Raw genomic sequence first — 20,755 nt, forward strand, 5'->3', positions numbered from 1 at the left:
CCGCTAAAAGTCCCCCATGAAAGAATCACTGCGCCAGCAGTTTGACCGCCTCGGCTACCGCCTGAGCGAACTCGACACCATTTTGAGCGACGGCAGCGTTGCCGCCGATATGAAGCGTTACCGGGCGCTGACCAAGGAGCAATCCGAGGTCGCCGAGCTGGACGCGCAATACCGCCAATATGTGCAGCGCGAGGCCGATCTGGCCGAGGCGCGGCTGCTGCTCGATGATCCAGAAATGGCAGAGATGGCCGCCGAGGAAATCAAGGCGGCGGAAGCCGACCTGGAACGCCTGCACGCGGCCCTGCAGTTGGCCCTGGTGCCGCGCGACCCGGATGACGACAGGCCGGCCTTTCTGGAGATTCGCGCCGGTGCCGGCGGCGATGAATCGGCGCTGTTTGCGGCCGACCTGGCTCGCATGTATCTGCGCTACGCCGAACGGATGGGCTGGAAAACCGAGATTCTGTCCAGCAGCGACTCCGACCTGGGCGGCTACAAGGAACTGGTTGTACGCATCGAGGGCGAGCGTGTCTACGGGCGGCTGAAGTTCGAGTCCGGCGGCCACCGCGTACAGCGCGTGCCGGCGACCGAGTCGCAGGGCCGCATCCACACCAGTGCCTGCACGGTGGCGGTGATTGCCGAGCCGGACGCGACCGAAGAAGTGACGCTGAACCCGGCCGATCTGCGCATCGACACCTACCGCGCCAGCGGCGCCGGCGGCCAGCACATCAACAAGACCGACAGCGCCGTGCGCATCACCCATGTGCCGACCGGGCTGGTGGCCGAATGTCAGGACGACCGCAGCCAGCACCGCAACAAGGCCAAGGCGATGCTGGTGCTGGCGGCTCGGGTGCGCGACAAAGACCGCGTCGCCCGCGAAGCACAAGACGCCGCCAACCGCAAAAGCCTGATCGGCACGGGCGACCGCAGCGACCGCATCCGCACCTACAACTTTCCGCAAGGCCGCCTGACCGATCACCGCATCAACCTGACGCTGTACAAGCTCGGCGCCATCATGGACGGCGATCTGGACGATGTGGCCGCCGGCCTGCAAGCGGCACAGGCCGCCGAGCAGTTGGCCTTGCTGGAAGAAGGCCGGGCATGACCGCGCCCGTCGACGTGAGCTCGGCCTTGAGCCTGGCGCGCACGCTCGGGCTTGATCGGCTGGACGCGCAACTGCTGCTGGCCGCAAGCCTGAAGCAAAACCGCGCCTGGCTGATCAGCCATGACGACGCAGCGCTGGCTCCGGCGCTGGCTGCCAAACTCGTCGAGCAGATGACACAGCGCGCGGCCGGCATGCCCTTGGCCTATTTGCTCGGGGAACAGGAATTCCACGGCCTGCGCTTGACCGTCACCCCGGACACCTTGGTGCCCAGAGCAGATACCGAGACCCTGGTGGACTGGGCACTCGAGTTGCTGACCACCATGGGCAGCGCGCCAAGCCTGGTTGATCTGGGTACCGGCAGCGGCGCGATCGCGCTGGCCATCAAGGCCAGCTTTCCCGCAGCCGTCGTCAGCGCAGTCGACCTCAGTGCAGCGGCCCTGGCAGTGGCGCGGGGCAATGCCAGTCGCTTGAATCTGGACGTGTCGTTTCACCAGGGCGACTGGTGGCAGCCCTTGGCCGGCGAGCGATTCGATGTCATCGTCAGCAACCCGCCCTATATCGCCGGCGGCGACCCGCATCTGCCGGCGCTCAGGCATGAACCGATCGGCGCCTTGACGCCGGGCGGCGACGGATTGTCGGACCTGCGCCAATTGATTGAAGGTGCGCCGGCGCATTTGCGGCCCGGCGGCTGGCTGCTGCTCGAGCATGGCTATGACCAGGCACCTGCAGTGGCCGAGGCCTTGCTTGCAAGAGGTTTTGCAGAGCTGGGCCTGCGCCGAGACCTCGGCGGCCAGCCGCGCGTCAGTGCCGGCCGTTGGCCGATTTGATCGCCACAACTGAATGTGTATTTGTTGGTAATTTGATCTCCACAGCGTTCAGTTGCGGGCGTAGCATGGACTCAATCCCATCGCCGCAGGAGAACGCTATGAACTTCGCAGGTTTCACTCCAAGTGCAGTTGCCTTTGCCTTGTTGGCGGGCTTGAGCGGCAGTTCCTGGGCGGCCGACATCGTCAAGACGCCAAGCTATGCGGCCCCCAGCTGGCAGGCCCGCTTGCAGCTGAGCAGCCTTGAGCCACTGCCCGCAGGGGCTTACGAGGCGCAGCATTACAGCGGCTCTCGTCTGCTGAGCGCCAATCTGTTGGGCGACTATTACCTGACCGGCTCGGGCTTGGGCGGCGTGCAAGGCGGCTTGCGCGCCACCGGCGGCTTGATGCTGGGTTCGCTCTCGCAAAGCAGCGCGAGCCTGGCGCTTGGAGCCAGCAGCAACGGCCAAGCGTGGTCGGTCGGCCAGCGCAATATCAGCCTGCTCGCGCCCATCGGTGATGCCAGCGATCCTTATGGCTCGATGTCGTATTTGGGCATAGGCTATACCGGCCAATCCTTGAAAGGCGGCTGGGGCTTCAGTGCCGATCTCGGTCTGGTCAACGGCAGCGCCACCAGCGGCCTGCGTCTGGGGACCAATCGCAGTCAAGGCATGGAAGATCTGCTGCGCGATATGCGCTATCGGCCGGTGCTGCAACTGGGCCTTTCCTACAGTTACTGAGCTCTTTAGAACAGTGGCCGGCCAGAACGACCCGGCTCGTCGATAATCACGCCCAAGATTCCACTTTTTGGCGAGATGACAATGAGCGACGTTCAGCAACGTATTGATGACCTGGTGAAGAACAACCGCGTGATGCTCTTCATGAAGGGCTCGGCGCAATTCCCGATGTGCGGTTTTTCCGGCCGTGCGATCCAGATTTTGAAGGCCTGCGGCGCGACCGATCTGAAGACCTTCAATGTGCTGGACGACGCCGAAGTGCGTCAAGGCATCAAGGACTACGCCAACTGGCCAACCATCCCCCAGCTCTATATCAACGGCGAATTCGTCGGCGGCTCGGACATCATGATGGAGATGTACGAGTCGGGCGAGTTGCAACAAACGCTGGACGCCAAGTAAGTCAACCCCGCGTGACCGCATCCCCACAACAGCGACTGGTCGTCGGCATCACCGGTGCGACCGGTGCGGCCTACGCGCTGCGGCTCTTGCGCCGTGGCCGCGAGCTAGGCCTTGAAACTCACTTGATCGTCACGCCGGCCGGCGTTTTGAACGCCCATCATGAGCTGGGCCTCAGCCGCCATGAGCTGGAGCGCGAAGCGAGCTTTTGCTACGCGCCCGGCGACGTCGGCGCCTGCATTGCCAGCGGCAGCTTTGCGACCGCCGCAATGGTGGTGGCGCCCTGCTCGATGAAGACGCTAGCCTCCGTCGCCCACGGCTTCGGCGACAACCTGCTCACGCGCGCGGCCGACGTCACGCTGAAGGAGCGCCGCAGGCTGGTTCTGATGGTGCGCGAGACGCCGTTCAATCTGGCTCATTTGCGCAATATGGTGGCCGCGACAGAAATGGGCGCCATCATCTTCCCGCCGCTGCCGGCCTTTTATCACCACCCGAAAAGCATCGAAGAGCTGGTCAACGAAAGCGCCGAGCGGGTGTTGGAGTTGAGCGGCGTAGTGGGTGCGCGGCCGCAGGCCTGGGCCGGCTTGAACAGCAAGAGCTGAGTTCAACTCTCGCCTGGGGCGAGCCATTGGCGGCGGGCGCCAAACACCGCGTTCGGGTACTCGGGCCGGCCCCGGCTGCCGTTGTAGCGGCCCAGCGCCAGATACATATCACCCTTTTCGCGGTCCAGGTAGTGACGCAAGATCACGCAACCAAAGCGCAAATTGGTCTGCATATGGAAGAGCCGCGAGGCCTGACCGTCGCCGATCAACTGGGCCCAGAACGGCATCACCTGCGTGTAGCCACGAGCACCGGCGCTGCTGATCGCGTATTTGCGAAAGCCACTTTCCACCTGGACGAGACCCAGTAGCAGGCTGGGATCCAGCCCGGCCCGCTTGGCCTCGTACCAGACCGACTCCAGAAACTCGATGCGCGTCTGCACCTCGCTCTTGCGGCTTTTGAGCTTTTCACTGGTGGCGCCCAACCAGCGCAAATAAGCCAGGCGCGCCTCGATATTGTCGAAACGCGGCTTGGGCGGCGCGCTATAGGCAACCGCGGCCGTCAAAGCCGAGCGAACGGCGTCGGCCAGCGGCTCCTCGGCCTGCGTGCCCGCTTGACTGAGGCGCGGCAGGCCTGCCCCAGCCAAAGCAAGGGCAGCGCCGCCCAGCAGGCTGCGCCGCTGCAAAGCCAGGGGCTTCAAGGCTTGAGCTTGCCCTTCAAATGGGCAAGCACATCAACCAGCGCCAGCTTCGAGGCCTCGGCATCACACCGGCCTTGATATTCGACCTGACCCTCTTTCAGCCCGCGATCGGAGATGACCACGCGGTGCGGCACCCCGATCAGCTCCCAGTCGGCAAACATCGCGCCCGGGCGCTCGCCACGGTCGTCCAGCAGCACGTCGATGCCCAGCGCCTGCAAGTCGTCATGCAGTTGGTGCGCGGCCGCCTTGACCTCTTCGCTGCGGTCCATGCCGATCGGGCAGACCACCACGCTGAAGGGCGCAATCGCGTCCGGCCAGATGATGCCGCGCTCGTCATGGCTCTGCTCGATGGCCGCGCCCAAGATGCGCGTCACGCCGATGCCGTAACAGCCCATCACCATCAACTGCGGCTTGCCGTTTTCGTCCAGGAAGGTGGCCTTCATATCGGCCGAATACTTGGTGCCGAGCAAGAACACATGGCCGACCTCGATGCCGCGCTGAATCGCCAGCACACCCTTGCCGTCCGGCGAAGGATCACCGGCCACCACATTGCGCAGGTCTGCGATCAAGTCAGGCTCAGGCAAATCACGGCCCCAGTTGGCGCCGGTGAAGTGGTAATCCACTTCATTGGCGCCGCAGACAAAGTCGCTCATCAGGGCGACGGTGCGATCGGCAATGACCTTGACGGGTTTGAGCAAATTGATCGGGCCCAGATAGCCTGGCTTGCAGCCGAAGTGATCCTCGATCTCGCCCACGGTGGCGAAGCGGAAGCCTGCCTTCAGCCCCTCAACCTTGCCAGCCTTGACCTCGTTCAAGTCGTGATCGCCGCGCAGCAGCAAGAGCCAGACGGTCGACTTGATGATCTCGCCCTTGTCGTTCAGCTCATCGCTGGCCAGCACCAGGGACTTGACCGTCTGCGCCAATGGCAGGGCCAACAAGGCGGCGACATCCTCGCAAGTACTCTTGCCCGGTGTGGCGGTCTTGGTCAAAGCCTGAGCGGCGGCCGCACGCTCGGCAAGCAAGGCCACGCCCTCGGCCAACTCGATATTGGCCGCATAGTCGCTGGTCGGGCAATAGACGATCGCGTCTTCACCGGTGTCGGCAATCACCTGGAACTCATGCGAGAGCTCGCCACCGATGGCACCGGTGTCGGCAGCCACCGCGCGGTACTGCAGACCAAAGCGATCAAAGATGCGCTGATAGGCAGCGAACATGCCTTGATAGCTGAGGGTCGCTGCGGCCACGTCGCGGTCGAAGGAATAGGCATCCTTCATCGTGAACTCACGGCCGCGCATGATGCCAAAGCGTGGGCGGCGCTCATCCCGGAACTTGGTCTGGATGTGATAGAAATTCTTCGGCAACTGCTTGTAGCTGCGCAACTCCTGGCGAGCGATGTCAGTCATCACCTCCTCGGAAGTGGGCTGGATGATGAAGTCGCGGCCATGGCGATCTTTCACGCGCATCAGCTCAGGGCCCATCTTGTCGAAGCGGCCGGTTTCTTGCCACAGCTCGGCCGGTTGCACCACCGGCATCAACAACTCGACCGCGCCGGCGCGCGTCATTTCTTCACGAATGATCGCCTCGACCTTGCGGATAACGCGCAGGCCCATCGGCATGTAGTTGTAGATGCCGGCGCCGATACGTTTGATCATGCCGGCTCGCATCATCAGCTTGTGGCTGACAACTTCTGCATCGGCGGGTGCTTCTTTGAGCGTGGAGACGAAAAACTGACTGGCTTTCATGGCGCTTTGGCATGGCTCGGCCGCGAAGGCCAAGCAGGGTTTGGTGAGTGAGGGTTAGCGATGAGGCTACCGAGGTGGCATCCCAATGCAATAATTGACACAACTAAAGATTCGAGGTTGATTATGCTCGACCGTGACGGCTTCCGCCCCAACGTCGGCATCATCCTGCTCAACCACAGGAATGAAGTGTTTTGGGGTAAGCGTATCCGCACCCATTCCTGGCAGTTCCCGCAAGGGGGCATTAACTATGGTGAAACGCCTGAGCAGGCGATGTTCCGTGAGCTCCATGAAGAAGTGGGGCTTGTTCCTGACCATGTGCAGATCATCGCGCGCACGCGCGATTGGCTGCGCTATGAGGTGCCCGACCACTTCATCAGACGCGATGCCCGAGGGCATTACCGCGGTCAAAAGCAGATTTGGTTCTTGCTGCAATTGATGGGTCGCGACAGCGACATGAATTTGCGCGCCACCAATCACCCTGAGTTCGACGCCTGGCGTTGGAACGATTACTGGGTGCCTCTTGAAGCGGTGATCGAGTTCAAGCGCGGGGTCTACGAGAACGCCCTGACCGAGTTGGCGCGCTATTTGCCGCGCATCAACCATCACAACCGCTATCTGCGCGGCGGTATGCGACCGCAATCGCATCGCAACGACCACGGGCAGCAAGCCGAGGCAACGGCGCAAGCCCAGGCGGAATCGGCGCAAGAACTGCCGCCAAGCAGTTCCAGCGACACGCCTCCAAACCCTTGATAGCCAAGCTTGATCTGCCTAGATAAGGCGGATCAACACAGCACCATATTGTCGCGGTGGATCAACTCGGGCTCGGCCGTATAGCCGAGCACGCGCTCGAACTCACTCGACGGTTTGCGGGCAATCAGGCGCGCCTCTGCGCTCGAGTAGTTGCTCAAGCCGCGCGCCAATTCGCGTCCGGCCTGATCGCGCACGCCGATCACTTCACCGCGGCTGAAGTCACCTTGTACTTCCAACACGCCGATCGGCAGCAGGCTCTTGCCCTCTCCTTGCAATTTGGCCACCGCGCCCTCATCAATGACGGCCGCGCCGCGCATCTGCAGATGATCAACCATCCATTGCTTGCGCGCTGCCAGCTTCGGCGTAGACGCCAGCAATGCGGTGCCGATCGCCTCACCGGCCAGCAAGCGGATCAAGACATCGGGCTCGCGGCCCCAGGCGATCACCGTGTTGGCACCACTGCCCGCCGCACGCTTGGCGGCCAGAATCTTGGTGATCATGCCGCCCCGACCCAAGCTAGAGCCGGCGCCGCCGGCCATCTGCTCAAGCTCGGGCGTGCCCGCCACCGCTTCGGCAATGAAGCGAGCCTGCGGGTCCCGCCTGGGGTCGGCCGAATACAGGCCTTTTTGATCGGTCAAGATGATCAAGGCATCGGCCTCGATCAAATTGGCAACCAAAGCACCCAGCGTGTCGTTGTCACCGAACTTGATCTCGTCATTGACGACGGTGTCGTTTTCGTTGATGACGGGCAAGACCCGGTGCTGCAGCAGGGTCAGCAAGGTCGAGCGCGCATTCAGATAACGCTCACGGTCGGCCAGATCGGCATGCGTCAGCAGCACTTGAGCGCTGCCCATGCCCTGCTCGCGCAACTTGCTCTCGTACATCTGCACCAGGCCCATCTGGCCCACGGCGGCCGCGGCCTGCAGCTCATGCAACTCTTTCGGTCGCACCGCCCAGCCCAGACGCTTCATGCCCTCGGCAATCGCGCCGCTGGACACCATCACCAGCTCGCGACCATCCGCAGCCAAGGCCGCCAACTGACGGCACCAGTTGCCGATCGCATCGGCGTCAACGCCGCGACCTTCATTGGTCACCAGGCTGGAGCCGACCTTGACGACAATGCGCCGAGCGCCCGCGAGCGCGCGGCTCATTCCGCTGCGTCGGCAGGTGCCGCGCTAGCGGGCTTCCCTTCAGGGAAACGCGGATCGACCTCGACAATGACCTTGTGCGCCGTGGCCACATGGTCGTAAATGGCGTGGATTAAAGGCTGGCAGCCTTCGCGCGTCAGGGCCGAAATTTCGAACACTGGACCCTTCCACTTGTAGCGCTTGACGAAGTCCTTGACGCGCTTGGCGCGCTCTTCCTCCGGCACCATGTCGAGCTTGTTCAGCACCAACCAACGCGGCTTGTTGTACAACTCTTCGTCGTACTTCTTCAGCTCATTGACGATGGCCTTGGCCTCGACAACCGGGTCAACCGCCGGATCAAACGGGGCCAGATCAACCACATGCAAAAGCAAGCGCGTGCGCTGCAAATGACGCAGGAACTGATGACCCAGTCCGGCGCCCTCGGAGGCCCCCTCGATCAAGCCCGGGATGTCGGCGACGACAAAACTTTTCTCCGGCCCGACCCGTACCACACCCAGATTCGGGTACAGCGTCGTGAACGGGTAGTCGGCGATCTTGGGGCGGGCATTCGACACCGCCGTGATCAGCGTGGACTTGCCCGCGTTGGGTTGACCCAGCAGACCGACATCGGCCAGCACGCGCAATTCCAGCTTGACCTTTTTCGCCTCACCGGGCCAGCCGGCGGTCTTTTGACGCGGCGCGCGGTTGGTACTGGTCTTGAAATGCAGATTGCCGAAACCGCCGTCGCCGCCCTTGGCCAGCAAGATCTTCTCGCCCGGCTCAATCAGCTCGGCGATCACGGTGTCGGTTTCCAGGTCCTTGACGATGGTGCCAACCGGCATACGCAGGACAATATCATCCGACGCCGCGCCATATTGGTCGGAGCCCCGACCGGCTTCGCCGTTGCGGGCCTCGTGGCGGCGCGCGTAGCGGTAATCGATCAGCGTGTTCAGATTGCTGTCGGCCACGGCAAAGACGCTGCCACCCCTGCCGCCATCGCCGCCGTCCGGCCCGCCAAACGGGATGAACTTTTCGCGCCGAAAGCTCGCACAGCCGGCACCACCATTGCCGGCCACGATGTCGATGGTGGCTTCGTCTATGAACTTCATAATGCTTTACGCCCTTTGAGGCTGATGTTAAGGCAAAGCGGCGGTCGTCCGAGCGGACAACCGCAGGCCTTGCTGCAGCCTCAAAAAGCAAAAGCCCCGGCTAGGCGGGGCTTTTGCGTCACCTGCTGCAAGCGGTCGGCTGCTGCCCTCCGCTTGCGGTGCTCATCGGCTATCTGATTTAGATAGCGGTGACAAAAACCGTCTGACGGCTCTTCTCACCCTTGATGGCGAACGACACTTGGCCGTCGATCAAGGCAAACAGCGTGTGGTCCTTGCCGATACCGACATTGGTGCCGGGATGGAACTTGGTGCCGCGCTGACGCACGATGATGGAACCTGCCGAGATGGTCTGGCCGCCGAAGGCCTTCACACCGAGCATCTTAGGTTTGGAGTCGCGGCCGTTTCGTGTTGAACCGCCGCCCTTTTTCTGTGCCATGGATTATCTCCTTGAACTGTTGGCTAAAAAGTCAGCTCTCGATCAGCCGTTCACCGTGCTGATCAACAGCTCGGTATACGTCTGGCGATGGCCTTGACTCTTCTTGTAGTGCTTACGACGACGCATCTTGAAGATGCGCACTTTGTCGTGCTTACCGTGAGCCACAACAGTGGCATTGACGCTTGCGCCAGCAACCAAGGGAGTGCCAACCTTCAGATCCGCGCCGCTACCAACGGCGAGAACTTGGTCGATCACAATCTCTTGGCCAACATCCGCAGCAATCTGTTCTATTTTGATCTTTTCGCCGGCAGCAACTTTATATTGCTTACCGCCGGTTTTTATGACCGCGTACATATCAGCCCTTTCAATTAAACCACCCGTAAAGTCTCGCCAAGCCATCAAGACTTAGTAGACCCACAGGCCTCACCTCCGCAACCTTCAAAAGGCGCAGAGCCGCCGAGTTTAGCACGGCATGAGATATTTAACAAGAGACTGGTCCGCAGGGCAAATTGCTTGCAACGCTGAAGCACAATCAAGACCATGCTCAGCCTGCCTTTAGCGGGGCTGCTCCCTATAATCCAAGCTTCGTTCAAATGAGATCCGAGCGTGCACGCTGCGTCTGCTTCGACCCCTTCGCCCCATTCCATAGGCCCCGCAACTAGCGAAGTGCTTGCCACCTTGGCAGCCGAAATGCTTCAGGTCGATGCCGTTATCGCGGATCGACTCGGTTCCGAGGTCGCCCTGATCAATCAAATCGCCGGCTACATAGTCCATGCCGGCGGCAAGCGCATGCGCCCGAAGCTGGTGCTGTTGTTTGCCAATGCCCTCGGTTTTGAAGGCCCGCAGCGTTTTGAGTTGGCCGCCGTGGTGGAGTTCATCCACACCGCCACTTTGCTGCATGATGACGTCGTCGATGAATCCTCGCTGCGCCGCGGCAAAGCGACCGCCAACGCCTTGTTCGGCAACGCGGCCAGCGTGCTGGTGGGAGATTTCCTCTACTCGCGCGCCTTCCAGATGATGGTCTCCGTCAACCGCATGCGCGTGCTGGAAGTATTGGCCGAAGCAACCAATGTGATCGCCGAAGGCGAAGTGCTACAGCTGATGAATATGCACGACCCCGACATCAGTGTAGACAGTTACCTGCGCGTCATCCGTTTCAAGACCGCCAAACTTTTTGAAGCCAGTGCGCGCCTGGGTGCGGTGCTGGCCGACAGCACGCCCGAAGTCGAAGAAGCCTGCGCGGGCTATGGCCGGGCCCTTGGCACGGCTTTTCAGCTGATCGACGATGTGCTCGACTATGAGGGCGACAGTCAAGCACTCGGCAAGAACGTCGGCGACGATTTGCGCGAAGGCAAGACGACGCTGCCCCTGCTGATTGCGATGGAGCGCAGCTCCAACGAGCAACGCCTGCTGTTGCGGCATGCAATAGAGCACGGCGAGCAAGAGCGCCTGAGCGAAATCGTTGACATCGTGCGCGCGACCGGGGCGCTTGAAGCCACTCGCGAAGCTGCCCGAGCGGAGGCCAAGTTGGCACGTGACTGCTTGAGCCTATTGCCACACTCAAAGTGGCGCGAATCACTGCTGGATTTCGCCGCCCAATCGGTTGAGCGCTCCTACTGACCCGCTACTCGTCGGTACTGCGCTTCTTCATGCCCGCCTTGGCCGCATACATGCGCGCATCGGCCTCGGCAATGCAGGCTTGCAGTGAACTCTGAGCACTGCCTCTCAAGGCATAGCCTAATGCGGCGCTTGGGCTGACCCAGACCTCAGGCGCCACCTCAAAGCGGGCCTGCTGGCAGCGCTGACGCAGCGCATCCAACTCAAGCAAAACCTTGCCCTCGGCGCAATCCGGCAGTATGAATAGAAACTCATCGCCGCCGATACGGTAGTGATCGGCCTGCGGCCACTGCGCCCTTGCGGCATCGGCAAAGGCCTTTATCAAGGCATCTCCCGCCGCATGACCGTGGCTGTCATTGACGCGTTTGAGGTTGTTCATATCGGCTACCACGACGGCCTGCGGAAAGTCCGCGCCGATCACGGTGTCCACCTTCTGGCTGAAATAATTGCGGTTGTGAAATCCGGTCAGGCTGTCGGTATAGAGCAAGTGTTCACGCTCATGCAAGAACTGAGTCTTGGCCTTTTGCACGGCCAGCTTGCGTACCGTGCGCAAGGTCAGGGCCAGAATCAATAGCAGCACCACGGCGAGCGCCGCCAGCAGCTGCGTCAACTGCAGATTGGCCTCATTGCGCAAAGTCGGCACCGTCTGCATACCCAAGTACTTCATCTCCTCGAATTGGATCAAAGGAATGACCTTGTCCAAAATGGACGCCAGCTCCGGCTGCTGGCGGCTGACGCCAAAATAGATGAACGAATCCTTGGATGTATTGCCTCGTTTGACCAGATCGGTATAGCCCAAGCCATTGATATAGAACTCAAGCACAGTCGGGTTTTCGATCACATAGTCGACCTTGCCGGCGCGCAGCAAGCGCAGCGAGGCCATGATGTCGGCGGTCTTGACGATAGCGGGGTTCTTCAGGTTCTTGCGCAGGTATTCCTCGTGCCAGAAACCATCAATGACGGCCACGCGCCGACCGTCCAGGCCGTATACGTCTTGCACCGGCGGGCTGCTCTTGAGTCCGACGATGATGTCGCGCTCGGTGCTGATGGCGCGCGGGAACAGGAAATGCTGCTGCCTCTCCTCGGTTTTGGCCAGGTTCAGCACATGCACATCGCCCGCTTGAGCGCGCTCCAGCATCTTTGCAAACGAGCCGCTGACAACCTTGAAACGGATGCCGATCAACTCGCCGATACGGTCCAATGTGGCGCCGGCAATGCCTTTGTATTCTCCTTTGTCAAAGTAATCGAAGGGCAAGTAGTCTTCCGCCACTCCCACCACCGCCTCGCCGGACTTCGCCAACCAGCCGAGCTCAGCTTCACTGAGCCGCAGCACTTTGCGGTTGTAGTTGCGCCGTGCATCTCGGGCGAAATTCTGGATGATGAGTCGGCGATGATCCAGGTATTGATCAATGATCTGAGCCAATATGGCCCGGTCCTTGGCGACCGCAAAGGTCATGTCCGAGGTAATGGTTTTGATCTCAGCGATCAAAATCAGCCCGGGAAAATCATTCAAGAACTCGTATTCAACCCCACCGCCGGCCGTCACAAAACCGTCCACATCACCCGCCACCAAGGCTTTCAGCCCCTCACGTTGATCTTCGAAGCTCGCCACCCGCACCTGCACATTGGGGAACTCGGCGGGCAGGCGCTCGATCACAAAATCATTCGCCAAGAATCCTACCGTTTTGCCGTCCAAGTCACCCAAGGTCTGCACCAAGGAGTCCTTGCGGGCGAACACCACATAGGGATACTTTTGTGCGGCCTGCGTAAAGCGCATAACCTTCTCGCGCTCCGGCGTCGGATTTGCGCCGTAAAGCAAATCAATCTTGCCGGCCAAGAAGCGCCCGTAGGCATCATCCCAATTCTTAACCTCCGCGAGCAGCAAGCGCAGACCCAGCTGAGTCTGCATATCGTCCAGCAAGGCTGGCAAAAGTCCGATACGCCGGCCTTGGAACTCAAAACTATCAAGGCCCGCTTCGGGGTCAAAGCCGACGCTCAAGACCCGGTCCTTGTGCGCGCTGATCCAGGCGCGCTGGTTGGCGTCAAGATCGACTGCGCCATTCACAGTCGACGTCGTTTGCGCCCAGCCCAAAGAGCAAAGCAAAGCGAACATGAGCGCCATGCACAAACGCAGGGCGGTATTCATATGCGTCAAATTGGGCAAATCGTGACTCCACTTCGGCGTGCAAGAAAACAGCCCGGCAACTTCCGGTCAGGCTTCATGCTAGCCCAGATCAGCGCTTTTCCAGCATTTCCAATACGGCCTGCTCTCGAATCCGATTCCGGATATTGCCACTCAACGGCGGTTGGCTCCGCAGCCAGTTGGCCGTATCGACCAGTGAGTGAGCCAAAGGTCGAAAGCGCAAACCGGCGGCAACCGCCGCGACGCTGCGAACCGCCATCATCGCGTTATCGGTCTCAGGCAACCAGTAAGGCAGATCCTGAAAAGGCTGAACGCCAGCAGCCAAGAGCTCGGCCTCGCTGCGCCAGACCAACTCTGACCTGAGACCAGCGGCGGCATTGCAAGCCTCGAGCAACTCGCCCATCGATTGCCCGTCCGGCCCGCTGGCATTGAAGATCCCCCCGACGCGGGCCTGCGCCAGCGCCAAGCACCAAGCGGCGATATCACGGGCGTCAATCAGCCGCACCGCACGCTCTGGACGGCCAGGTGCAAGCACGCGCCCGCCCTCGCCCATGCGGTCCAGCCAGTAGCGCAGACGTGGGCTGTAGTCATAGGGGCCGATGATGAAACCGGGCCGCACGACCAGCGCGCGCGACCCCATCACTGTCGTGAGTTCTCGCTCGCACAGCGCCTTCAGTCCACCGTAGGCAGCGCCATAGCCGCCGCCAGACTGAGAGCCGGTGCCAGCCGCCTGCGCTTCGGCCGCCGCCAACTGCTCAGCGGACAATTCCGCCAAACTGGATGTCTCGACGGTATCGGCATTGATTTGCGGGAAGACAGAAATGGACGTGATCAAGCAATAGTGCTCAACCGCATCGGCCAGCAACTCGGCACTGCGCCGAGCCGCACTGGGCAAATAGCAACTGGCATCGAAGACCGCATCCCAACGGCGACCCCGCAGCACCGACAGATCGAGCAAACGGTCCCCCTTGAGTTGCTCGACGTTCGGGAACAAACCGGCGCCATGATTTCCCCGATTAAACAGCGTGACTTCATGGCCGCAGGCCAGCGCCAGCTCGGCCATATGGCGGCCCAGGAATTGAGTACCGCCGAGTATCAGTAATTTCATGTTTAGGGCCGTGCTGTCGTCTTCGGATCCGCCCTATTCTCCATGCTGCGGCACACGGCCTCTCGGTACTGTGCCGGTGTCTGCCCGGTCGTTTGGCGAAAACAACGACTGAAATGCGCTTGGTCGCAAAAACCCAGGCGCAGCGCCAAGTCAGCCAAGCTCGGAGCTTGCGCTTGTGCCAGCGCCTGCAAGGCGTCTTGCAGGCGGGCGCGCTGAATCACCCACTTGGGCGAGACACCCACGTGATCGGCAAAGCGGCGCTGCAAGGCGCGCTCGGGCAGATCAAGCAGGATTTGCAAGTCACCGACGCGCGTGAAACTGCTGTCCTGCATCACTTGCTGCACGGCCGCGTCGAGGCGGACCACCCAAGGATCAATGGCAGGCAGATGCGCCAGCAATAAGGCCTCGGCTGCATTGACGGCGTGCTGATGCGAGCCAGCGCCTAGCACCGCCTGTTCGGCGCGCAAAACCTGGTCCGGGGCGGCCCAGCCCAAAACCTCATCCAGCCCGACTTGGCGCCCGCTCAAGGCCTGCACCGAGCCGCTCAACCAAGCGCGCAGGCCACCGCATTTGAAGCGCAGGCCATGGACCCTGCCGCGCCCATGCAGGCGCCGCACAAAGACGCCGCGCGCCACACCATGCAGCGCCGTCGCCCCGGCCTCAAAAACCAAATGTGAATTCGGGTAGGGCAGCACGCGTTGACTATGCTCACCTGCCGCAATATCCCATTCAATCAACCAATGAAAATCCAGCCAGGCAGACAACTCCGCACCAACCGGGTAGCGATGCAATTGAAACGCCTGACCGGCTTGCCATGCGACTGCGGGCGCCAACAACGCACGCTCGTTCAGACGCGTGCTTTGCGCAGCGCCGAGCTCGTTTGTCGGGTTTATCGGGTTTGTCGGGTTTGTACAAGCCGGCGAGCCAACAAACGTCGATGATGCGTTCATGCCAAAGAAGAGTAAAAACGAAATCCAACGCCGCAGCTTGCTGGCAAGCATGGGCGGTCTGATCACATTGTGGAGTCAATCAATGAGCACAACAGCCCACGCTGCCGCACCGGCAGCCACTACCTACAGCGCCAAGGGCGGTTTTGAAGTCAAAATCGGCCCAGCCGAAGCGCTGAGCAGCCCGGCCGAGGGCACGCCGCTGTTCAAACGCAGCCTCAGCAAGCAGTACAGCGGCGAGTTGGTGGGCAGCGCGATCGGTGAAATGCAGATGGCCGGTCAGCCGCAGCTGGGCGAGGCCGCCTACACCGCGCTCGAGTCCTTCGTGGGTGAGTTGCAGGGCCGCAAGGGCAGCTTTGCGCTCGCTCACCTGGGACTGATGAGCGGCGGCAAGCAGGACCTGCGCATCTGCATCGTGCCGGGCTCGGGCCTGGGTGAGCTGGCCGGTATCAGCGGCGAGTTGACGCTGCGCATCGAGGCCGGCGTGCATTTCTACGAACTCAACTACCGCCTGAATTGAGCACTAGCCCGCTCTACAGCAGATTGATCGCCTTGGCCGCCTCGCGCAATTCGGCGCGGAAGTCCGGGTGCGCAATCGCAATCAGCTCTAGCGCTCGCTGCTTGGCCGATTTGCCGCGCAACTGAGCCACGCCAAACTCGCTGACCACATAGTTGATGTCGTTCTTGCTGGTGCTCATGTGGGTACCTGGCGTCAGCGTCGGCACGATGCGGCTGATGCTGTCGCCCTTGGCGGTCGATGGCAGCACGATGAAGGCCTTGCCGCCTTTTGAGCGATTGGCCGCGCGCACAAAATCACTTTGACCGCCGGTGCCCGAGTAGGGCGTTGGCCCCAAAGACTCCGACCCACATTGCCCAAGCAAGTCAATCTGCAGCGTCGCGTTGATGGCAATGAGCTTGTCATTCTGGCCGGCCAGATAGGGATCGTTGGTGTAATCAACCGGGTGCATCTCCAGCCCTGGATTGCGATCCATGAAACGATAAAGCTTTTGGGAACCAAGCGCGAAGGTCGCGACCATCTTGCCGGGCAAATAATTCTTGCGCCGGTTGGTAACGGCGCCGCACTCGACCAGGCTCAGGATGCCGTCGCCGATCATCTCGGTATGCACACCCAGATCATGTTTGGCGCTGAGCTGCATCACCACCGCATCAGGAATGCCGCCGTAGCCAATCTGCAGCGTCGAGCCGTCTTCGATCATGTCGGCCACATATTTGCCGATCGCCTCTTGCACCGGGCCGATTTTCGGCAGGCCCACTTCCGTCACCGGCTCGTTGCTCTCGATCAGGGCCGTCACCTGCGAGATATGGATCAAGCAATTGCCATTTGCGAAGGGCACATTCGGGTTGACCTCGAGCACCACCGCCCTTGCCTGTTTGAGCGCCGCCATCGTGTAGTCTGCGCCCAGGCTGAGCGAGAAATAGCCGTGTTGATCCATCGGCGAGGCCATGCTGAAGACCACATCGGCGGGAATCAGCTTGCGCTCGATCAACGCTGGCATCTCGGAAAAGTAACTGGGGATGAAATCGACCCAGCCCGCCTGCCCGCCTGCCCGCGAGGCGGCACCGTAGAAAAAAGAAACATGCCGCACATGTTCGACAGTCTCAGGATCAAAGTAGGCGAATTTACGCACCGCCAAGATTTGGCCGAGCTTGATGTCGTGAAAGCGCCTGCGCGCGTCGGACAAGGCCGTCAGCAGCGTCGGTGGCTCGCCCACGCCGGTGGGGATGATGATGAAGTCACCGTCGCGCAGCAGCCCCAGCGCGTCTTCACAAGTGGCCAACTTCTTGCGGTACAAGTCTTGATGGGACATCGGGTGCCTGCCTCTGGATGCGTTGCTGGATATCAGCCCTGCATACTAGGCCCGCCGGCTTGCTGCTTTCTTGCACAGGCCGAGCTTTCGCAAGCCTGTCGCGACGCAGTCACATTGGCAGCGCCAGCCACTCGCCCGGCCGCAAGGGGTGGCTGCTGAGTGAGCAGGGCCCAATCGCACTGCGGATCAAACGCAGGGTCGGAAATCCCACCGCCGCCGTCATGCGCCTGACCTGCCGGTTCTTGCCTTCCTTGATCGTGATATTGAGCCAGCTGGTCGGGATGCTCAGGCGCTTGCGGACCGGCGGGTCGCGCGGCCACAACCATGACGGTTCCTCGATCTGTTCGACCCGACAGGGCTGCGTCACAAAATCGCGCAAATCCAAGGGCTGACTCAAGCGCAGCAAGGCCTGCTCATCGGGCACGCCTTCGACCTGCACCGTGTAAGTCTTGGCTTCCTTGTGCTTGGGATGGCTGATTTGGTGCTGCAGTCGGCCGTCATCGGTCAGCAGCATCAAGCCCTCGCTGTCGGCATCGAGCCGGCCGGCGGGGTAAATGTCAGGAATCTGCAGATAGTCGGCCAAGGTCTCGCGGCCGGCTTGCGGCGAAAACTGGCTCATGACTTGGAAAGGCTTGTTGAACAGGATCAATTTCATGAGCAGCATGCCCGCGGACGGGCCAAGGTCGGATTGCTGCCCAGTATCGCGGCACTCAGGCCAAGCAGTCGTCCAGTTCCTGCGCCTTTTCATCTTCAGCAGTGGCGGCACCCAGATCGCGCTCATCCAGCAGTCGACTCAGATCCAAGAGCAGCAACATGCGCGCCCCGATGGAACCAATGCCCAAGATATGGCCGTCATTGGCCATGCCGTTCATGGCCGGCATGCTGCGCTGCTGCTCAGGGGCCAGGTCAACCACCTCATTGACGTTGTCGACAACGATGCCCACGCTGCGATGGCTCAGATTGACAACGATGGTCACCGTTGCAGCCGTGACCTCCGCCGAGGGCATGTGGAAACAACGGCGCAAATCGATCACCGGCAAGACTTCACCGCGCAGATCCAGCACGCCCAGCACTTCGGCGCTGGCGCCGGCCAAGCGGGTCGGGGCTTGGAAGGAGCGGATCTCCTGCACACAATTCAGCGGGATGCCGTACTCCTCTTGGCCGAGGTGAAAAGACAAAACCTCGATGCGGATCTTTGCGGCCACTGGCTGGGCCAGCGCGGGAGCCCGGTTGGGCGCCGCCAGTGAACGTGAGGAAGACAAGTTCTGGCTTAGCTGGTCGCTCATGGCTGAGGCTCCGATGGGTCTGCCAGCAAATGCTGGTGCCGCGATGATAGGCAGCGAACAGCCGCCGTGCGCTTCAGCACATTGAGTTTCCGAGGCGGATCTCACGATCGCTGTTGAATTCAAACAATACCTGGGCGCGCGTCAGATCAGAGCGCCAGCCTTGCATAAACACAGGTGTTCCTGACTTCGCCGGTCGGCGTCAGGCTGTCCCGCCGCAAGATGCCTTCGAGCTCGAAGCCACAGCGCTCAGCCACCGCACGGCTGCGCAAATTGACGTCGTCCATGCGGATCTCCACCCGGCGCGCCTGCAGTTGCTCGAACGCCAATCGCGTCAAGGCCATCACCGCTTCACTGACATAGCCTTGGCCCTGTGCGCTGCTGCGAATCCAGTAGCCAATCTCAAAGCGCCGTACCGCCCAGTCCAGCCGGTGCAGGCCGCAGCCGCCCAGCAAGCGCCGACCCTCGGCCGCACGGTCGTAGATTTGATAGCTCAAGTCACGCCGAGCGATGAAGTCGGCGCACATCCGGCGCGCCACCGCCTCGCTGTCCTCAAAACTGGGCGCTTGTTGGGCCCAAGGCATCCAGGGGCTCAGCTGAACCAGCGATTCGGCGATCGCCACGGCAAGTGCGGGGCCGATGCCGGAACGCGGCGCGGCCAGCAGCAGGCGTTCGGTCTCGATGGTCTCGGGGACTTCGATCAGGATAGGGTCAGGTGTTGCGCTCATGGCATCTCACTTGCTCGGCATCAAGTCAGGGGACAAACCGGGCGCAGCCTCGGCACCGAGTGCCGGCTCATCCTCATCCGGCGTGGGCAACTCGCGTACCCCGCGCAGCACTGGGTGACGCCAGGCGATCAAACTCAGCGCCAAGGTGCCGACGCCGGCAAACAACAGCGCCGATCGCAGCCCCATGTGCTCACCCAGCCAACCGCCAGCCAAGGCGCCCGGCCCGGCCGGGATCAAGATCAGCCAGCGCATGGTGCTGGTCATGCGGCCCAGCATCGGCGCCGGCGTCACCGCCTGGCGCAGCGACAGGAAGTTGATGAAAATCAGCACCGCTCCGACGCCAAAAGCAAACAGCATGAAGGCAAAGGCGGCGATGCCGTAGGTGTTGGACGGCACCAGCGCCAGCAGCAGCCAGCCCAAGCCCGTCACCGAAATGCCCAGCACCAGGCAAGGGCCGGGGCCAAGCCGGCGGCTGATGCGGTGGCCCATGATGCTGGTCAAGACCGTGCCGGCGCCCAGCGCCACATAACTCAAGCCCACCTGCTGCGCACTCAAGCCCAGCGTGCGGGTGGCGAACAGAATCTGCACCACCTGGGCCGCGTTATTGAACAACTGCCAGCCGCCCACCGCGCAGGCCAGACCGATCAGCAAGGCGCGCTCCCGCACAAAGCGCAGGCCGGCCTTGAGATCGCGCCAAAAGTCGGCACCATCACCCTTGTGCAGCACTTCATCGACCTTGATGCCGCGCAGAATCAGCGCCGAGATCAAGACCAGCACGGCATCCACGGCCAACGCCATCGGCGCGCCCATCAGCTTGATCAACATGCCGGCAAGACCTGGCCCCGCCACCTCGGCGCCCGATGAGGCCAAGGCGTTCTTGGCATGCGCTTCAACCAGGCGGTCACGGCTGACCACCTGCGTCAAGACAATCTGTGCGGCGCTGCCCGCCGTGGTGTAGACCGTGCCCAGCACAAAGCCGACCACATACAGCCAGGTCATCGTCAGCCAACCCATCACGGCGGCCAGCGGCACGGTCGCCACAGCGACCGCCAGCAGCGTCTCGCCCCAGACATAGACCGGCAGCTTGCGCACGCGGTCCAGCCACACGCCCGAGGGCAAGGAGAACAGCACAAACGGCAGGATCTCCATCGTCGTCAACAGACCCATCTGGGTCGGGCTGGCGTTGAGCAGCACGGCAGCCGTCAGCGGCAGCGCCAGCATGGTGACCTGGCCGCCGAGTGAGCTGATCAGGATGGACGACCACAGGCGCCGGTAAACGGCGTCGCGCAAGAGATCGGTGGCGGGCAGCGTCAGGCCACGCCGTATTCGTTCAAACCAAGAATTGAGCATGGTTTGTTGCATAGGAAATTCTCCAAATATCGGGCTTCGACGCTGGGGTAAAGCGAGGGCCGGGCATTGCTGACTTGGTGAAGTCTCGGTCTATCGAGATGTCATGGGGCGGCGCGAAAGTCTTGCGCGCCAAGCTGGGCTAGCCCCGTCAATGCGGCGTCGCCAGCGCTGCATCATCAGCAGCACTCACGCGAGCGCACACGCCAGCGGCACGGGGCGTGCTGCGTCGGGTGCGGTCAAGGAGTTTGGTCATAGCCTATAAATTCAAGTTCGTTTCAAGATTTGATTTGACTCAAATCGAGCTGCCA

General features: G+C 61.7%; 22 protein-coding genes. 8 read left to right on the forward strand and 14 right to left on the reverse strand.

All coding sequences use genetic code 11. The annotated features are described in order from the left end of the window. Positions 1–16 precede the first annotated feature (16 nt). The 5 genes from prfA to LNV09_RS09735 all read left to right on the forward strand — a co-directional run bounded on the left by prfA (position 17) and on the right by LNV09_RS09735 (position 3,640). Positions 17–1,102 carry a peptide chain release factor 1 gene (gene prfA / locus LNV09_RS09715; RefSeq protein WP_263556897.1) on the forward strand — a complete coding sequence of 362 codons (1,086 nt, stop codon included), beginning with the start codon at positions 17–19 and terminating at the stop codon, positions 1,100–1,102. Beyond that, entirely contained in the window at positions 1,099–1,929 is an 831-nt protein-coding gene (gene prmC / locus LNV09_RS09720; RefSeq protein WP_263556898.1) for a peptide chain release factor N(5)-glutamine methyltransferase, read from the forward strand. Before prfA ends, prmC begins: the two co-directional genes overlap by 4 nt. A gap of 98 nt (positions 1,930–2,027) precedes the next feature. Beyond that, positions 2,028–2,645: a hypothetical protein gene (locus LNV09_RS09725; protein ID WP_263556899.1), complete on the forward strand. Its 618-nt coding sequence runs from the start codon at positions 2,028–2,030 to the stop codon at positions 2,643–2,645. A gap of 81 nt (positions 2,646–2,726) precedes the next feature. Continuing rightward, on the forward strand, positions 2,727–3,041 hold the full coding sequence (grxD, locus tag LNV09_RS09730) for a Grx4 family monothiol glutaredoxin (protein ID WP_263531675.1): 315 nt from the start codon (positions 2,727–2,729) through the stop codon (positions 3,039–3,041). Between the two features lie 11 nt (positions 3,042–3,052). Next, on the forward strand, positions 3,053–3,640 hold the full coding sequence (locus LNV09_RS09735; RefSeq protein WP_263556900.1) for a UbiX family flavin prenyltransferase: 588 nt from the start codon (positions 3,053–3,055) through the stop codon (positions 3,638–3,640). Between the two features lie 2 nt (positions 3,641–3,642). On the opposite strand, the gene LNV09_RS09740 is transcribed toward LNV09_RS09735, so the two are convergent. Next, on the reverse strand, positions 3,643–4,278 hold the full coding sequence (locus LNV09_RS09740; protein ID WP_263556901.1) for a lytic transglycosylase domain-containing protein: 636 nt from the start codon (positions 4,276–4,278) through the stop codon (positions 3,643–3,645). Then, positions 4,275–6,020, reverse strand: a complete 1,746-nt coding sequence (locus LNV09_RS09745) for a proline--tRNA ligase (protein ID WP_263556902.1) — start codon at positions 6,018–6,020, stop codon at positions 4,275–4,277. Before LNV09_RS09745 ends, LNV09_RS09740 begins: the two co-directional genes overlap by 4 nt. Positions 6,021–6,143: 123 nt before the next feature. Between LNV09_RS09745 and LNV09_RS09750 the strand changes: the two genes are divergently transcribed. Further along, positions 6,144–6,770, forward strand: coding sequence for an RNA pyrophosphohydrolase (locus tag LNV09_RS09750; RefSeq protein ID WP_263556903.1), 627 nt, complete (start codon positions 6,144–6,146; stop codon positions 6,768–6,770). A 32-nt stretch (positions 6,771–6,802) separates the two neighbouring features. On the opposite strand, the gene proB is transcribed toward LNV09_RS09750, so the two are convergent. The 4 genes from proB to rplU all read right to left on the reverse strand — a co-directional run bounded on the left by proB (position 6,803) and on the right by rplU (position 9,796). After that, positions 6,803–7,921, reverse strand: a complete 1,119-nt coding sequence (proB, locus tag LNV09_RS09755) for a glutamate 5-kinase (RefSeq protein WP_263556904.1) — start codon at positions 7,919–7,921, stop codon at positions 6,803–6,805. Further along, the gene (cgtA, locus tag LNV09_RS09760; RefSeq protein ID WP_263556905.1) at positions 7,918–9,006 is read right to left on the reverse strand and encodes an Obg family GTPase CgtA; all 1,089 of its coding nucleotides are present in this window, start codon (positions 9,004–9,006) and stop codon (positions 7,918–7,920) included. The genes proB and cgtA overlap by 4 nt, the downstream gene beginning before the upstream one ends. A 178-nt stretch (positions 9,007–9,184) precedes the next feature. Beyond that, on the reverse strand, positions 9,185–9,442 hold the full coding sequence (gene rpmA / locus LNV09_RS09765) for a 50S ribosomal protein L27 (protein WP_263556906.1): 258 nt from the start codon (positions 9,440–9,442) through the stop codon (positions 9,185–9,187). Between the two features lie 42 nt (positions 9,443–9,484). Beyond that, entirely contained in the window at positions 9,485–9,796 is a 312-nt protein-coding gene (gene rplU / locus LNV09_RS09770; protein WP_263531669.1) for a 50S ribosomal protein L21, read from the reverse strand. Between the two features lie 336 nt (positions 9,797–10,132). On the opposite strand from rplU, the gene LNV09_RS09775 reads away from it, so the two are divergent. Beyond that, positions 10,133–11,062, forward strand: a complete 930-nt coding sequence (locus LNV09_RS09775; RefSeq protein ID WP_263556907.1) for a polyprenyl synthetase family protein — start codon at positions 10,133–10,135, stop codon at positions 11,060–11,062. 4 nt (positions 11,063–11,066) lie between these two features. Here the strand turns inward: LNV09_RS09775 and LNV09_RS09780 are convergent, their stop codons facing one another. From LNV09_RS09780 to LNV09_RS09790, 3 genes are all read right to left on the reverse strand, one after another. Further along, entirely contained in the window at positions 11,067–13,205 is a 2,139-nt protein-coding gene (locus LNV09_RS09780; RefSeq protein ID WP_263556908.1) for a diguanylate cyclase, read from the reverse strand. Positions 13,206–13,293: 88 nt separating this feature from the next. Further along, positions 13,294–14,310: an NAD-dependent epimerase/dehydratase family protein gene (locus LNV09_RS09785; RefSeq protein ID WP_263556909.1), complete on the reverse strand. Its 1,017-nt coding sequence runs from the start codon at positions 14,308–14,310 to the stop codon at positions 13,294–13,296. A gap of 2 nt (positions 14,311–14,312) precedes the next feature. Further along, positions 14,313–15,146 carry an AraC family transcriptional regulator gene (locus LNV09_RS09790; RefSeq protein WP_263556910.1) on the reverse strand — a complete coding sequence of 278 codons (834 nt, stop codon included), beginning with the start codon at positions 15,144–15,146 and terminating at the stop codon, positions 14,313–14,315. A 196-nt stretch (positions 15,147–15,342) separates the two neighbouring features. Here LNV09_RS09790 and LNV09_RS09795 point away from each other — a divergent pair, with 196 nt between their 5' ends. Next, positions 15,343–15,777, forward strand: coding sequence for a DUF3224 domain-containing protein (locus LNV09_RS09795; RefSeq protein WP_263556911.1), 435 nt, complete (start codon positions 15,343–15,345; stop codon positions 15,775–15,777). Between the two features lie 13 nt (positions 15,778–15,790). Here the strand turns inward: LNV09_RS09795 and LNV09_RS09800 are convergent, their stop codons facing one another. The 5 genes from LNV09_RS09800 to LNV09_RS09820 all read right to left on the reverse strand — a co-directional run bounded on the left by LNV09_RS09800 (position 15,791) and on the right by LNV09_RS09820 (position 20,447). Then, on the reverse strand, positions 15,791–17,086 hold the full coding sequence (locus LNV09_RS09800; RefSeq protein ID WP_263556912.1) for an acetyl-CoA hydrolase/transferase family protein: 1,296 nt from the start codon (positions 17,084–17,086) through the stop codon (positions 15,791–15,793). Positions 17,087–17,195: 109 nt separating this feature from the next. Beyond that, entirely contained in the window at positions 17,196–17,741 is a 546-nt protein-coding gene (locus tag LNV09_RS09805; protein ID WP_263556913.1) for a pseudouridine synthase, read from the reverse strand. A gap of 55 nt (positions 17,742–17,796) precedes the next feature. Beyond that, positions 17,797–18,372: a chemotaxis protein CheW gene (locus tag LNV09_RS09810; protein ID WP_263556914.1), complete on the reverse strand. Its 576-nt coding sequence runs from the start codon at positions 18,370–18,372 to the stop codon at positions 17,797–17,799. A gap of 146 nt (positions 18,373–18,518) precedes the next feature. Further along, the gene (locus LNV09_RS09815; RefSeq protein WP_263556915.1) at positions 18,519–19,097 is read right to left on the reverse strand and encodes a GNAT family N-acetyltransferase; all 579 of its coding nucleotides are present in this window, start codon (positions 19,095–19,097) and stop codon (positions 18,519–18,521) included. A 6-nt stretch (positions 19,098–19,103) separates the two neighbouring features. Then, entirely contained in the window at positions 19,104–20,447 is a 1,344-nt protein-coding gene (locus tag LNV09_RS09820) for an MFS transporter (protein ID WP_263556916.1), read from the reverse strand. Positions 20,448–20,755 lie beyond the last annotated feature (308 nt).

This window comes from Paucibacter sp. B2R-40 (genome assembly GCF_025717555.1).
Classification (GTDB): domain Bacteria; phylum Pseudomonadota; class Gammaproteobacteria; order Burkholderiales; family Burkholderiaceae_C; genus Paucibacter_A.

Bases quoted from the DNA above. Each gene is read 5' to 3' on its own strand.
- prfA (WP_263556897.1), top strand. From the start codon at position 17: ATGAAAGAATCACTGCGCCAGCAGTTTGACCGCCTCGGCTACCGCCTG.
- prmC (WP_263556898.1), top strand. From the start codon at position 1,099: ATGACCGCGCCCGTCGACGTGAGCTCGGCCTTGAGCCTGGCGCGCACG.
- LNV09_RS09725 (WP_263556899.1), top strand. From the start codon at position 2,028: ATGAACTTCGCAGGTTTCACTCCAAGTGCAGTTGCCTTTGCCTTGTTG.
- grxD (WP_263531675.1), top strand. From the start codon at position 2,727: ATGAGCGACGTTCAGCAACGTATTGATGACCTGGTGAAGAACAACCGC.
- LNV09_RS09745 (WP_263556902.1), bottom strand. From the start codon at position 6,020: ATGAAAGCCAGTCAGTTTTTCGTCTCCACGCTCAAAGAAGCACCCGCC.
- LNV09_RS09750 (WP_263556903.1), top strand. From the start codon at position 6,144: ATGCTCGACCGTGACGGCTTCCGCCCCAACGTCGGCATCATCCTGCTC.
- proB (WP_263556904.1), bottom strand. From the start codon at position 7,921: ATGAGCCGCGCGCTCGCGGGCGCTCGGCGCATTGTCGTCAAGGTCGGC.
- cgtA (WP_263556905.1), bottom strand. From the start codon at position 9,006: ATGAAGTTCATAGACGAAGCCACCATCGACATCGTGGCCGGCAATGGT.
- rpmA (WP_263556906.1), bottom strand. From the start codon at position 9,442: ATGGCACAGAAAAAGGGCGGCGGTTCAACACGAAACGGCCGCGACTCC.
- rplU (WP_263531669.1), bottom strand. From the start codon at position 9,796: ATGTACGCGGTCATAAAAACCGGCGGTAAGCAATATAAAGTTGCTGCC.
- LNV09_RS09775 (WP_263556907.1), top strand. From the start codon at position 10,133: ATGCTTCAGGTCGATGCCGTTATCGCGGATCGACTCGGTTCCGAGGTC.
- LNV09_RS09780 (WP_263556908.1), bottom strand. From the start codon at position 13,205: ATGAATACCGCCCTGCGTTTGTGCATGGCGCTCATGTTCGCTTTGCTT.
- LNV09_RS09785 (WP_263556909.1), bottom strand. From the start codon at position 14,310: ATGAAATTACTGATACTCGGCGGTACTCAATTCCTGGGCCGCCATATG.
- LNV09_RS09795 (WP_263556911.1), top strand. From the start codon at position 15,343: ATGAGCACAACAGCCCACGCTGCCGCACCGGCAGCCACTACCTACAGC.
- LNV09_RS09800 (WP_263556912.1), bottom strand. From the start codon at position 17,086: ATGTCCCATCAAGACTTGTACCGCAAGAAGTTGGCCACTTGTGAAGAC.
- LNV09_RS09805 (WP_263556913.1), bottom strand. From the start codon at position 17,741: ATGAAATTGATCCTGTTCAACAAGCCTTTCCAAGTCATGAGCCAGTTT.
- LNV09_RS09810 (WP_263556914.1), bottom strand. From the start codon at position 18,372: ATGAGCGACCAGCTAAGCCAGAACTTGTCTTCCTCACGTTCACTGGCG.
- LNV09_RS09815 (WP_263556915.1), bottom strand. From the start codon at position 19,097: ATGAGCGCAACACCTGACCCTATCCTGATCGAAGTCCCCGAGACCATC.
- LNV09_RS09820 (WP_263556916.1), bottom strand. From the start codon at position 20,447: ATGCTCAATTCTTGGTTTGAACGAATACGGCGTGGCCTGACGCTGCCC.